We start from the raw sequence: 13,496 nt of genomic DNA on the forward strand, positions 1-13,496 counted from the left end.
CCCGGGCGGTGCCCTATACACAGAAACAACATCTTTTTATCCGATTGCAACATGCTGGCGTATTGAATCCGGACCGGCAAAGCGATTATCATAGAGAAAAGTCCGTTTTGAGGAGGAGGCCTGGTCGCAGATGATCTTCCAGTTCATGGCGCCGCCGTTGCCCCACTATATCATTTGTGGAGAAGATACCTATCAGGTAGGAGACAAACATCCGGATCGCTATAACATTGGGGTCTTTGATCTGATTCTGGTGACAAAAGGGGCGCTTTTCCTGGAGGAGAACGGTGCTGCTTACAGGGTGAAGGCCGGCTGCTACTTTATTCTTAGACCGGATGCAGCCCACCGGACATTTGAGCCCTGTCAGGAGGAAACCCACTTTTATTGGCTGCATTTTCAGACGCTAGGGTCTTGGATTGAAACAGAGGAGCTGACCCTTTTTGCCTTATCGCAAACCAATCAGCCTTATGTGCAGATCGAGCGTTTCTCTTTTTATATACCCAAGTATGGAGAGCTGCCTTCGATAGAGCAGGCGAAACTCCTGTTAGAGCAATTGCAGAACCTTCAGTCATCGTCTTCTTCCGCGGCACGCTGGAAACAGGAGCAGCTGCTGCATGAGCTGCTCCTGCTGCTTCAAGCCGAAGAGGACGGGATCCAGCATCAGAATCCTCAATATGCCATAGCCGAACGAACCGCCAACTATTTGAGACAACATTACAAAGAACCGGTTAGCTATCAGAGATTATCCGAGGCCATGCACTTCCACCAGAACTATCTGTCGATCTGCATGAATAAAACGTTCGGCTGTACGCCCCTGGAATTTCTAACACGGCATCGGATCGAACAAGCCAAGCGACTATTAATCCACACCAACGATCCGATCGGACGCATTGCCGAAGAATCCGGATTCGGTTCTTTTCCGTATTTCATTCGCAGCTTTATTCGGTATACAGGCTTCAAACCCAAATCCTTTAGGCAGAAATACCGTTCCTAACAAAGCGTTCACAACACCTCGGTTGCTTAGAATACGCTTCGTACCAAGCCCCCGTCGATTCGAAGCGCTGAACCGTTAATCGCCGAGGATTTGGGACTGCTGAGATACGTAACAAAATCCGCAATCTCCTCCGGTCGAATCAATCGCTGAATGATGGAAGTCGGCCGATTCTCCTTCATAAACCGCTGCTCTGCTTCTTCGATCGAAAGATCCTCATCCGGATATAGCGTATTCAGCATCGTTTCAACGCCTTCCGTAAGCGTGGAGCCAGGCATGACGGTATTCACCGTGACGCGGGTCCCTGTCGTCAGCTCAGCCAAGCTTCGGGAAAGGGACAGCTGCATCGTCTTGGTTGCGCTGTAATGTGCCATCTCCTGGGACGGCATGATGGCCGCTTCACTCGCGATAAATATAATTCGACCTTCATTGCGATTGATCATATTCTTCAAATAGTGCCGGGTTAAGCGAACTCCGCTCATGATATTGGTCTCGAAGAACCTGAACCAATCCGCATCAGGGATATCGAAAAATTCGGCAGGCTCAAATATCCCCAAATTATTGATCAGAATATCAACGACCGGAGCAGCTTCCCTGACCTGATGACAGCCCTCCTCCGTTCCGAGATCCGCCACGGCAATACGCAGCTCGGCATCCGGATGCACAGCGTGAATATCATGGATCGTCTGTTTTACTTTGTCCTCATGTCTTCCATTTATAATGACGGACGCTCCCTCGGCTGCAAGCGACATGGCAATCGCTTTGCCGATGCCGGACGTTGAACCTGTTACCAATGCGACTTTTCCCTTCAGATCCAAATTCATTAAACATCTCTCCTTCCGTTATGTAGGAATGACCCTCCCGATTCCCGTCGTTACCGCCCGAGGTTCGGGAGAGCCACAATATTCATTAAACTTCTGTCCTTACTTAAACGAAGATTCCTTAGAAATCAAAATTGTCCGGATCCGGTCCCACCCTGTGATTTTGATTCAAGCTATCGATGCGCTGCATATCCTCAGCGGACAATTCAAAATCAAAGATATCCGCATTCTCGGCGATCCGATGTTCTTTGGTCGATTTCGGAATCGTGACAACGCCGTTTTGTAAATCCCAACGAAGAATAATCTGCGCGATCGATTTATGATGCTTCTCTGCGATGTGCTGAAGATCCTCTTGATCCAGCAGCTGTCCTTGCATTAATGGAGACCATGCTTCAAGCTGAATTCCATTCGCCTGGCAGTACGCCTGCAGTTCTTTTTGCGTTAGTCTTGGATGATATTCCACCTGGTTCACCATCGGTTTAATTTCCGTTTCCTTCATTAAACGCTCCAGATGATGGATCTGAAAATTGCTCACGCCAATGGCTTTAACGCGTCCTTCCTTGTACAACGTTTCTAACGCCTTCCACGCATCTATATATTTCCCTTCAACCGGCCAGTGTATAAGGTACAAATCCAAATATTCCAGACCCAGCTTTCGCAGACTTTCATCGTATGCCTTCAATGTCGATTCATAACCGAGATCGGCATTCCATACTTTAGATGTGACAAACAGATCTTCCCGTTTAATTCCGGCAGCTTCCAAGCCCTCGCGAATGCCTTGTCCAACGCCTTCTTCATTGCCGTATATGGCGGCAGTGTCTATGCTCCGATATCCATGCTGGATGGCCGTGCGAACGGCATTCACCAGCTCCGGTCCTTCTTCTACTTTAAATACGCCAAGTCCAAACCAAGGCATGTTAACTCCATTATATAAAGTGGTTGTATCTTGTAAGTGTTGTGCTGTCATGTTGATAAACCTCCGAACATTTTTTTGTTTTTGTTGTAAAAAGTTAGCCTATACAGCAGTATCCCCGATAATACGCTTAGACATCACCTCCCTTCATAAAATGATCATTTAGGCCGCTTGCTTACTCGGCTTATCCGTCTCCTTCCGTTCCAGCTTCAAGCTCCATCCGGTGAGAACCACCGCGCCGAGCACCATCAGCGCCCCGATCCATGCCGTATGAATCAGGCCCATGGAATTCGTGATTAAGCCGCCCAGAAAAGCGCCAATGGCGATGCCGGCATTAAATGCGGCAATGTTCAGCGCGGAAGCCATATTCACAGCCCCCGGTGCAAACCGTTCAGCCAGCATGACGACATAAACCTGTAGTCCCGGCACATTCATGAAAGCCAAAAATCCCATGAGAAAAATCGTGATCAGTCCGGCCACTTGAAACGGTGCGGTAAACGTAAGCGTGATCAGCACCAGCGCTTGGGCGATGAACATATAGAATAGTGCTCGAAGCGGGTTGCGATTGGCTGCCTTTCCACCGATCACATTACCGACTGCAATGGCGATCCCGTATACCAGCAGGATGATGGCCACCGTATTTTCCTTGAAGCCTGTTATATCCTGCAGCAATGGGGATAAATAAGTGAAGACGACGAAGGTCCCCCCATAACCGAGGGCCGTAATCAGGAGCATAAGCAGCAGTCTTCCATTCGTCAGCAATTTAGCCTGGTCACGGAATGAAGTGCGTTCTCCCTTAGGCAAGTCGGAAGGGACCAGGATACTGTTCGCGATCAACGCAACAATACCGACCACGACAATGGCGACAAAAGCAAGTCTCCAGCCCCACTGTTGACCTATAAACGTACCAAGCGGAACGCCGGTAACCGTCGCTACCGTCAGCCCCGTAAACATAATGGAGATCGCGGATGCCCTGCGGTTCTCAGGCACCACGCTTGCGGCAATGATCGAGCCGATCGACATAAATACGCCATGCGAAAAGGCCGAAAATACACGTGCTGCTAGCAGGATACCAATAGAAGATGCGCCCGCTGCCAAGCTGTTACCAATAATAAAAATGATCATAATCCAGAGCAGCAAAGTCTTCCTGGACATCCTTGATGTCAGCGACGTTAGGATCGGCGCACCGAAAGTAACGCCAAGCGCATACATCGAAACGGTCAATCCGGCGGTCGTGACGGATATGTTCATATCCTCCGCAATCAACGGCAGCAGCCCTACGCTGATAAATTCCGTAGTTCCGATGGCGAAGGCACTGACGGCAAGCGCCAGCAGCGCCAGCATACTTCTTTTTTTATCGATCATCATGATGTTGATATTTCCCCCTATCCTATTCTCTTGCTTATATATTGTAAAAATATTGAGTATGGTGTAATCCAGCTGGCAAATGCTATTATGATCTATATCATTTCTTGTGTGAAGAACGTACTTTTTTGTAATGTAGGTACCTGACAGTACCCTAGGTACTTTTTAGTGCCTATTAAGAATAGGAGGATGAATATGCAAACGAAGAAATACAACATCGCCGTCGAAGCGACATTGGAAGTGATCGGGGGCAAATGGAAATGCGTGATCCTCTGCCATCTGACCCATGGCCGTAAAAGAACCAATGAGCTGAAGCGTCTCATGCCGCACATCACCCAAAAAATGTTGACGCAGCAGCTGCGGGAGCTGGAGGACGACGGTGTGATCAATCGGATTATTCATAATCAAGTACCGCCTAAAGTGGAATATGAGCTGAGCGAGTACGGCATGAGTTTGAGCGGAATTCTGGATATGCTCTGTGCATGGGGCGAAAATCATATTACGAAGGTATACGGGGACAAATTCAGCGTGCTTGAGGACAGTATCCTGAATGATAAACTGAAAGTCTCGGACGAGCCCACAACCACAGATGCACGCTAGACTTGATTTATAAGCACTCTTGATACAAATAGCAAGGGCAAGGTCCGTGATCACGGACCTTGCCCTTTTCATATTCTCTCTATGTTATCAAACCATAAGATCAATTCAGGGAATGAAAGAAATGTAATGCCCTCCTGCACATTCCATGCGTAAGCACCGAGACCGCTGACTATTTCGCGTTCTCTTTCTCTTTTTGGCTGACGATCATTTCCGTCACTTCCTCAGCCTGGGCCAGGACAGCAATGGGATCAAACGGCCAGAACCGTTTGGCATCGAGATAAAACACGCGATCCTGTTTGACGGCCTCAATCGAAGTCCACACCTTGTCCTTCTTATCCAACTCGGCACCGTTAGACTCATCAAAGAAGATATAATCGCCTGCGTAATCATTCAGAACTTCCAGGGAAACCTCTTTGTAAGTCACGTTGGCATCAATCAATTCTTTTCGAATCGTTGCCGGAGGCGTTAATTGAAGCTCCTTGTATATTGCCAATCCTCCCCGATAAATGCCGTCGCCGTACAGGTAGAAGGTTTTGCCGAAAGCGCCAAAGATGGAAAAAGTTTCACCCTCTTCAATAACGCCATTCACTTTCACGCGCAGTTCTTCTATTTTCTTATCAAATTCAGCGAGCCATTCCTTCGCTTCTACTTCTTTGCCAAGAATAGCACCCAATCCCTCTACTTCTTCGTGCACGCTTCGATAGGTTTCATAAGGCAAAATGACCGTCGGCGCGATTTTAGACAGCTTCTCGAAAACTTCCGGATCGGAGTTAGCGCTGATAATCAGGTCAGGGTTCAGTTCCACTATCTTTTCCGGAGCGCTTTCCCCCGTATTTTCTATGCCCTCAATCTTGTCTTGGATATGGACGTTCTCGAGATCCGTCGCTGTCGCGCCGACCGGCTTTTCTCCGAGCAGCAATAAGGTAGGTAAATATGCATCGACTACAATTCGCTGTGGATCGGCGGGATACTCGATCGGACCATGAATCGTATCCACCTTTCTAGTCGTAGGAGCTGCGGCTTCAGTCTGGGGCTTGTCCGCGCCTGCAGCTGTTTCGCCTGAAGAACCCGCTTCGTTGGTGGTATTTCCATTCCCGCCACATGCGGAAATCAAGAACGAACATAGGATGAGCATGGAGAGAGTTACCCGAAATTTAGATGTGAACATAGTTTCATCCTCCTCATAAAGTTTAAGCTTGGATCAAGCACCGAATTGAGCCCGATGCAATCGGCTGTATATACCATGCGCTGCGAGCAGATCTTCATGGATACCTTGTTCGGCGATACCTTTGTCTGCAACAACCACAATGCGGTCTGCATTCTTGATCGTTGCTAGTCGGTGTGCAATCACCAGGGTCGTACGTCCCTCCGACAGTTCGGCCAGCGCCTGCTGAATCGCCGCTTCGGTCTCCGCATCCAATGCAGACGTTGCTTCGTCCAAAATAAGAATCGGCGGATTCTTGAGGAACATCCGGGCGATCGACAGGCGCTGTTTCTGTCCGCCGGACAGCTTAACGCCTCTCTCGCCAATTAAGGTGTCCAGCCCATCCGGAAGCGAAGCGACCAGATCCTCAAGCTGGGCACGGCTCACGGCTTTCATAATGTCGCTATCTGCAGCATCCAGTCGGCCATAAGCAATGTTTTCGCGAATGCTGCCATCAAACAGGAATACATCCTGCTGCACGATGCCAATATGGGAACGAAGGGATTGCAGCGTCATGTCCCGGATATCGATTCCGTCAATCGTAATCCGGCCAGCAGCAGTATCATAGAAACGCGGCAGCAGAGAACACAGGGTGGTCTTGCCCGCTCCGGACGGACCCACAAGCGCAACAGTTTCACCAGCTCGAATCGATAAATTAACATCCTGCAGCACTTGATCTTTGTTCTCGTAACCGAAGGATATCCCGTGAAAGGCAATGTCTCCCCGCAAATGGTTAACTGGCTTGGCACCCGGCGAATCCGCAACGTCCGGTTCACTCTCAAGCAGCTCCAAATACCGCTTAAAACCGGCGATTCCCTTCGGATACATCTCAATCACCGCATTGATCTGTTTAATCGGACCAAGGAACACGTTGGACAGCATGACAAAAGCGATAAACTCCCCGTTGGTCATCCGCCCTTCGATCACGAACCAAGTTCCGCACACCAAAACGAACAGGGAGATGAATTTCATCAGGATAAAGCTGATCGAAGAGTTCCAAGCCATGATGCGGTAAGCAACCAGCTTCGTTAAGCGGAAGCGGTTGTTGTTCTCCGCGAAACGAGCCATTTCATGCTCCTCATTCGAGAAGGCTTGTACCACTCGGATACCGCTGACGTTGTTCTCCACCCGTGCGTTGTAATCGGCAATATCGGAGAACATGCGCTTGAACGCAGCCGACATTTTCCCGCTGAAATACAGCGATAGATAGACCATCAATGGAACAATCACAAACGTCATCACCGCGAGCTCCCAGTTAAGTCCGAGCATGATGCCCAAAGCTCCGGCAAGCGTCATGACGGCGATGAACAGATCTTCCGGACCGTGGTGGGCAATTTCTCCGATATCCATCAAATCGTTTGTCATCCGCGAGACTAGATGTCCCGTCTTGTTGTTGTCAAAAAAACGGAAGGATTGCTTCTGAACCCGATCAAACAGTTTTTTGCGCATATCCGTCTCAATGTTGATGCCGAGTTTATGCCCCCAATAGGTGACAACGTAATGCAAGAAGGAACTGACAACATAAATGCCGAGTAGACCCAGACAAGCGTATAAGATCCACTTCCAGTTGCCGCTTGGCAGCAAGTCGTCAATCACGCGGTTGACGGCAACCGGGAATATCAATTCAAGTAAAGCCGCAAAGATAGCGCAGCAAAAATCCAGGATAAACAGCCCTTTATAAGGCTTGTAATAGGAAAAAAATCGACGCAGCATAAGGACCTCCTTAATCCGATATTCCGCTATTGAAATGAGCAAGTCCTTTCTTTTTAACAATTGCCCCATTTAGATCCGTGACGAACTTATCCTTTTATGCCCTCGATCTGGATAACAGGTACAGGAAATAAGGAGCACCGATCACCGCAACCACGATCCCCGTCGGAATCTCAGATGGTTGGATGATCCAACGTCCAAGGGTATCGGCTGTGATAACCAGCAGTGCACCAACCAGTGCCGTTACCGGCAGCAGCAGCTGATGCTTCGCACCGACCAAGCGTCTGGACAGGTGGGGTGCGATAAGTCCGACAAATCCAATTCCGCCGCTTACTGCGACGCACGAGGCTGCCAAGCCAACCGCCGCTGCCAACAGCTTCAGCTGCTCCCTCGTGACAGAAGCACCGAGTCCGGTCGCCATCGGTTCTCCAAGATTGAGAACGTTCATCACCTGCGCTTTATACATGACGAAGGGCAGAAGCACAAGGATCCATGGGAGCAATGCCAATACAAACTTCCAGCTCGAACCCCAAATGCTGCCCGCCAGCCAAGTGGCAACAAACTGATATTTTTCAGGACTCAAGCGCAGCGTTAGCACAATCATTGCCGCACTAATGCCAGCCGCAACGGCAATCCCTGTTAAGAGCAGCCCCGTCGGCTTAAAGCCCTGATTCTTCTTATAGGCCAGCACGCATATTAATGCAGCGGTTAAACTCGCTCCAATCAATGCAAGCACCGGCAGTAGATAGACAGGGGCCGCCGTCGTACTTGGAAAAAATGAAATGAACAGCATCACCATCAAGCCTGCACCTGCATTAATCCCCAAGATACCCGGATCCGCCAGCTCATTACGGGATATTCCCTGCATCACACATCCCGATATCGCTAAGCCTGCCCCAATCAGCAGCGAGATGACGATACGCGGCAAGCGGAATTCGAACAGCACCAGCTCCTGCTTATCCGTCCCGCCGCCAAACAGTGTCTTTATGACCTCAAGCGGCGTCAAACGAATGACCCCTGTGTTCATACTGATTAGAAATACTAGAACGATCAGGGCAGCCAGCACAGACAGGGTGATGATTTTGCGCTTCTTGTCTTTTCGCCCATGCATGGTATTCGTGATGGTCTCCATTACAGCTCCCTCCTTTCTTTGCGTGCCAAGTAGAGGAAGAAGGGCACCCCGATCAATGCGATGATCGCGCCCACCGGTGTCTCGTAAGGAGGGTTCACCATTCTTGCTGCTAAGTCGGCAATGACGACCAGCAAGCTCCCAAGAACGGCCGAGCAAGGAATGATGAGGCGGTAATCCACACCGACCAGCTTGCGGGTGACGTGCGGAATCATGAGACGGCAGCCCCTGCCAGCACAAGCACAATCACCGTTCCGGCCAGCTTGACGAGACCCGTTCGCTGCCCGAGCCCGCGGGCGATCTCATCGCCGAGGCTGAGCATGGTAATAGAGCGTGACAATGCAATAGCTCCCAATATAGCAGCGACGATCCACGGCAGCATAATCTTTAGGTGGACCCACTTAATCCCCGCGGTTCCGCCGGCATACCAGAACGCCATGTCCCGTCCGACCTGAAAATACAATGCGATGCCTTCGCTAAGCGCACTTAACAAAGCACTAAGGGCAGCACCCGCAAGAACGAGACGTACCGGCGTTAGGCCTCCTTTTGCCATGGAACTGACCCCATACACGAGAACCGCACCTAATCCTGCTCCAAGGAATGAGAACAGAATCAGGTACATATAAGGCAGCCCCGGAAAAAAGGAAAAACAGAGGGCAATGGCAAAACCCGCTCCCGCATTTAATCCGAGCAAACCGGAATCAGCGAGCGGATTGCGGGTCATCCCCTGCATGATCGCGCCGGATACGGCAAAGCAGGCGCCCACCATCGCCCCGCCGAGGACTCTCGGCAAGCGCAGTTCCTGTATGATCTGATGCTCCGTCACGTCGGGATTAAAGAAGAACACCGCTTCCCAAACATTTCGCAGATCAATATCGGCCGCTCCGAGCGGTATCGATAAAGCTATGCCAAGCACCAGCGCTGCAACGCCGCCCGTAAGAATCAGGGTCGCAGCCCATGGTCGCCCCTTGAGTGTAACGTCGGTCTTGGAATCTGTAAGACTTGGATTGGACGTGTTTGCTGACATCATTTTCCCCTCAATAATATGATATTGATTCTCATTATCAACTGTAACTATAAAATATAGGTCTTTCCTGCGTCCATGGACATCTTGAATTTCTCACCTGAAAAAAGTCCATGCCCAAGTCAAGCGTTTTTTTCCAAATATAAGCGATACTGCTTTGGGCTTAACTAAATGCCCCGCTCCTAATGGATTGTGCCATTGACACGGAAACCTCTATTCCATTACAATAAATGCTAATTGAATGAGGCGATGGAGTTCGCCATAACCGCTTCGATAGCTAATGACTCCTACCAGAGGTCGCTTTCCTGGTAGGAGTCTGTTTGTGTATTGAAGGGTTAGCGGCGAATATATAGAAACGGGTGAAACTGCATGATTAAAAAATGGTTTAACACTGCCGAAAAATGGCCATACGCCTTGTTGTCCGGTTACTTCATCAAATGGATCGTTCTGGGAAGTTTTGTAGGATTGATGACGGGCAGCGCCTCCGCCTTCTTTCTTTACAGTCTGGACTATGTAACCTCCCTTCGCATGGAGAATCCTTGGCTGCTGTTCTTCCTTCCCTTGGGAGGGGCCGGGGTCAGCTTCCTATATTACAAGTTTGGCAAGAGTTGCACCAAAGGGAATAATCTCATCCTTGAACAAATCCATGGCGGTACAGAATCCGTACCATTGCGCATGGCGCCATTAGTGCTAATCGGGACATTGATCACGCATCTGTTTGGGGGATCTGCAGGACGTGAGGGCACTGCCGTTCAGATGGGAGGAAGTTTATCGGAGGGGTTCGGCAAGCTTATCCGCGTAACGCCGGCGGATCGAAAAATACTGCTAATCTGCGGAATTAGCGGCGGCTTCGGATCCATCTTCGGCACGCCGCTGGCGGGAACCCTATTTGGACTTGAAGTGCTTGCCATCGGACTGATCTCGCATCAAGCCCTATTCCCTGCATTCGTAGCCAGCTTGGTCGGGAATCTGATCGCCACCTCCCTATGGGGCGTCAGCCATCTGCATTATCCAATCGGAGAAATTCCGGCTTTGAGTTTCCTCGTAATCCTAAAGGTGATTTTCGCCTCGATTCTCTTTGGTCTGACAAGCCGGCTGTTCAGTGAGCTAACCCATTCCTTGAAGCAGTGGTACGGTTATTTCTTCCACAATCCGATGATCAAAAGCGCTGTCGGGGGCATCATCATCATTGCGCTGGTTTATCTGCTTGGGACACGCGAATATTTGGGGCTGGGACTCCCCCTGATTGAAGCCTCCTTCACAGACGAGGTATCGCCTCTCGCCTTTCTCGGCAAGATCCTCTTTACCTCGCTGACGCTCGGAGCAGGTTTCCAAGGAGGGGAAGTAACCCCGCTGTTTGCCATCGGTGCAACGCTGGGCAACGCGTTATCCGAATGGATCGGATTATACGCTCCGTTCCTGGCTGCACTAGGATTTATTGCCGTCTTCTGCGGAGCGACGAACACCCCGATTGCTTGCTTTATTATGGGAATCGAACTGTTCGGCGGGGAAGGCGCCGTGTATATGTTGATGGCCTGCGTTATCAGCTACCTGTTCTCCGGGCACTCCGGCATCTATACCTCCCAACAAATCGGCATATCCAAACACCCGCTTCTCTCGTTTCCGCTGGGCACAACGCTTGCGGGTGCAAAAACGTTAAATAAACAGAAGCACAAACAAAAGACGTCCAAGTAATCGGACGTCTTTTGCCTTTACACCGAGCTTTTGCGAATCGAACGGTAACTAAAGAGAGCAAGGATGAGCGTGATCGGAATGAACCACAGCGACAATTCAAAAGCAGTGTTTTTCACAACCCAGTCAATCACATGTCCCCACCGGCCATATTGGGTAATCAGTACGCTGAGCCCCGATAATAGAATGAAATAGGCCGCAAGCATGACAAAGGTTTTAATACCACGATGCCGAAGATAGAAAACACCGATTCCCATCCCGATAAAGGCAAATGAAACAAGTACTATGAAATAGATCATAAATTGTTCTAGCAACGTGCCGTCATTTAAATACGGCAGTTTAAAGAAAGATACCCGATTTCCCCAAGAACCCGTTGACCGTTCAACTTCAGCTAATATCAATAAAATGATTGACGTAAAGATGCTGTACGAAACCAACATAAGAACAGATCCTGCAAAGAAGTCCGTTCTTCGAATACTGAACCCTAGGGCGAATGGAAACAGCTGCAGCACCGAAACCAAAGCCCCGACAAAGACATAGATAAAAATCGTAGCCAAGCCACCGGCATAGAATGAATCTCCATTAACCATTAGGCTGATAAAATAGTTAGTCAGAAAACTGAATGCCGTGATTGCCCAAGGCAAGTAAATCCAGGATAATTTCTGTTTCGTATAAATACGCAGTACGCCAGGAATTCCGTTCATAGTTGGCCCCCCACCTTTTCACGCTTAGTCAGATATACGATTAACTGCTGAAGGGAGACGGGGGCTGTTTCCAAACCCAATTCTTCCGCCTCTTTTTTTAACTTCGTTGATGCGCTTCCCATTAACGTAACGGACAACATGGAAGCGAAAGACTCCCGATGGATCACTTCCTGCCCCTGGATGAACGATTCGACCATCCCGGAGGGACCGACGATCGTATAAGCGCGTCCCCGCAAATCATCCGTGGCGTCGTCCAGCAATATTTTCCCGCCATCAATGACAATGATATGCTCCAGCAGTCTGCTAACCTCGTCGATCAAATGAGTGGACAGAATTATCGTACGCGGATGATCGGTGTAATCCTCGATCAATTGATCATAGAACAGCTCTCTGGCCACGGCATCCAGACCCAGATAAGGCTCATCAAAGATCGTAATGGGTGCGCGGCTGGCGAGTCCGACAATGATGCCAACCGACGATAGCATACCGCGGGACAATCTTTTCACGAGTCGCTTCATGGGCAATCGAAATACCTCGATCAGTTCCTTGGCATATTCCGCATCCCAGTTCGGATATACGCTCGCTGCAGTTTCCATCACATCCCTGACCGTGAACAGATCCGGATACTTCTGACCTTCCTTAATAAAGCATACCTGCTGGATGACCTTTAGATTTTCATAAGGATGCTCACCAAATACGCGGATCTCACCCTGGGTTGCGAATAGTTGCGCTGTGATCATCTGCATGATGGTCGTTTTGCCGGCTCCGTTCCTTCCCAGCAATCCGTAGATCTTGTTGGCTTCTACCGTAAAGCTCACATTATCGACGGCCATAGTATCCTTATATTTCTTACTCAAATTCTTGACTTCAATCACGGTTTGGCTCATCAGTCTTGCTCCCCTCTGCGGATCATTTCCGATAATTGATCTTTGGTAATCCCAAGCTTCGCCGCTTCCTTAACCATGGCGACAACGTACTGCTCATAAAACTCCGTCTTGCGCTTCTCCATCAGCAATTCACGAGCCCCTGAGGCTACAAACATGCCAATCCCCCGTTTCTTGTACAAAATCCCTTGATCCACCAGCAGATTTACGCCTTTGGCAGCCGTTGCCGGATTGATCTGGTAAAAGGCTGCAAACTGATTCGTTGACGGAACCTGTGTCTCCTCAGGCAGTCGTGCTTCGATGATGTCGTCTTCGATTTTGTCGGCAATTTGCATGAATATCGGTCTGCTGTCATCAATCTGAAATGCCATTTACCTCACCAACTTTCGTTTATAACCTTCATTGCATCATTGGTTAGTTACTCATGTAATTAACCATATAAGAGACGAAGCCCCTTGTCAA

General features: G+C 49.5%; 12 protein-coding genes, 1 pseudogene and 1 riboswitch. Of the genes and pseudogenes, 3 read left to right on the top strand and 10 right to left on the bottom strand.

What is annotated here, in order from left to right:
- The first annotated feature begins 130 nt into the window (after positions 1-130).
- Positions 131-991 (top strand): helix-turn-helix domain-containing protein, encoded by an 861-nt coding sequence (locus tag ACPV3A_RS20110; RefSeq protein ID WP_426200793.1) that lies wholly within the window; start codon positions 131-133, stop codon positions 989-991.
- 26 nt (positions 992-1,017) lie between these two features.
- On the opposite strand, the gene ACPV3A_RS20115 is transcribed toward ACPV3A_RS20110, so the two are convergent.
- The 3 genes from ACPV3A_RS20115 to ACPV3A_RS20125 form a co-directional block, all read right to left on the bottom strand.
- On the bottom strand, positions 1,018-1,812 hold the full coding sequence (locus ACPV3A_RS20115; RefSeq protein WP_071220423.1) for an SDR family NAD(P)-dependent oxidoreductase: 795 nt from the start codon (positions 1,810-1,812) through the stop codon (positions 1,018-1,020).
- Positions 1,813-1,930: 118 nt separating this feature from the next.
- The gene (locus tag ACPV3A_RS20120) at positions 1,931-2,776 is read right to left on the bottom strand and encodes an aldo/keto reductase (protein WP_426200795.1); all 846 of its coding nucleotides are present in this window, start codon (positions 2,774-2,776) and stop codon (positions 1,931-1,933) included.
- Positions 2,777-2,884: 108 nt separating this feature from the next.
- Positions 2,885-4,090, bottom strand: coding sequence for an MFS transporter (locus tag ACPV3A_RS20125; RefSeq protein ID WP_194543314.1), 1,206 nt, complete (start codon positions 4,088-4,090; stop codon positions 2,885-2,887).
- 192 nt (positions 4,091-4,282) lie between these two features.
- Here ACPV3A_RS20125 and ACPV3A_RS20130 point away from each other — a divergent pair, with 192 nt between their 5' ends.
- Entirely contained in the window at positions 4,283-4,687 is a 405-nt protein-coding gene (locus ACPV3A_RS20130; RefSeq protein ID WP_194543315.1) for a winged helix-turn-helix transcriptional regulator, read from the top strand.
- Positions 4,688-4,856: 169 nt separating this feature from the next.
- Here the strand turns inward: ACPV3A_RS20130 and ACPV3A_RS20135 are convergent, their stop codons facing one another.
- The 4 genes and pseudogenes from ACPV3A_RS20135 to ACPV3A_RS20150 all read right to left on the bottom strand — a co-directional run bounded on the left by ACPV3A_RS20135 (position 4,857) and on the right by ACPV3A_RS20150 (position 9,757).
- On the bottom strand, positions 4,857-5,855 hold the full coding sequence (locus ACPV3A_RS20135) for an ABC transporter substrate-binding protein (protein WP_426200798.1): 999 nt from the start codon (positions 5,853-5,855) through the stop codon (positions 4,857-4,859).
- Between the two features lie 33 nt (positions 5,856-5,888).
- Entirely contained in the window at positions 5,889-7,604 is a 1,716-nt protein-coding gene (locus ACPV3A_RS20140) for an ABC transporter ATP-binding protein (RefSeq protein ID WP_071220418.1), read from the bottom strand.
- Positions 7,605-7,698: 94 nt separating this feature from the next.
- Positions 7,699-8,733: a FecCD family ABC transporter permease gene (locus tag ACPV3A_RS20145; RefSeq protein WP_426200801.1), complete on the bottom strand. Its 1,035-nt coding sequence runs from the start codon at positions 8,731-8,733 to the stop codon at positions 7,699-7,701.
- Positions 8,733-9,757: pseudogene (locus tag ACPV3A_RS20150) on the bottom strand (FecCD family ABC transporter permease). Before ACPV3A_RS20150 ends, ACPV3A_RS20145 begins: the two are co-directional and overlap by 1 nt.
- 233 nt (positions 9,758-9,990) lie before the next feature.
- Positions 9,991-10,051: riboswitch (Fluoride riboswitch) on the top strand.
- A gap of 72 nt (positions 10,052-10,123) precedes the next feature.
- Between ACPV3A_RS20150 and ACPV3A_RS20155 the strand changes: the two are divergent.
- A complete protein-coding gene (locus ACPV3A_RS20155) occupies positions 10,124-11,449 on the top strand; it encodes a voltage-gated chloride channel family protein (RefSeq protein ID WP_220684771.1) in 1,326 nt (441 codons plus the stop codon).
- A 17-nt stretch (positions 11,450-11,466) separates the two neighbouring features.
- Here the strand turns inward: ACPV3A_RS20155 and ACPV3A_RS20160 are convergent, their stop codons facing one another.
- The 3 genes from ACPV3A_RS20160 to ACPV3A_RS20170 are packed head-to-tail and all read right to left on the bottom strand — an operon-like array spanning position 11,467 to position 13,405.
- On the bottom strand, positions 11,467-12,150 hold the full coding sequence (locus tag ACPV3A_RS20160; RefSeq protein ID WP_194543320.1) for a hypothetical protein: 684 nt from the start codon (positions 12,148-12,150) through the stop codon (positions 11,467-11,469).
- On the bottom strand, positions 12,147-13,037 hold the full coding sequence (locus ACPV3A_RS20165) for an ABC transporter ATP-binding protein (protein WP_194543321.1): 891 nt from the start codon (positions 13,035-13,037) through the stop codon (positions 12,147-12,149). The genes ACPV3A_RS20160 and ACPV3A_RS20165 overlap by 4 nt, the downstream gene beginning before the upstream one ends.
- Complete coding sequence (locus ACPV3A_RS20170) at positions 13,037-13,405, bottom strand: GntR family transcriptional regulator (RefSeq protein ID WP_009591066.1); 369 nt, start codon at positions 13,403-13,405, stop codon at positions 13,037-13,039. Before ACPV3A_RS20170 ends, ACPV3A_RS20165 begins: the two co-directional genes overlap by 1 nt.
- Between the last annotated feature and the right edge of the window lie 91 nt (positions 13,406-13,496).

Origin of the sequence: Paenibacillus sp. Dod16 (genome assembly GCF_049893405.1) — a bacterium.
Taxonomy (GTDB): domain Bacteria; phylum Bacillota; class Bacilli; order Paenibacillales; family Paenibacillaceae; genus Paenibacillus_AQ.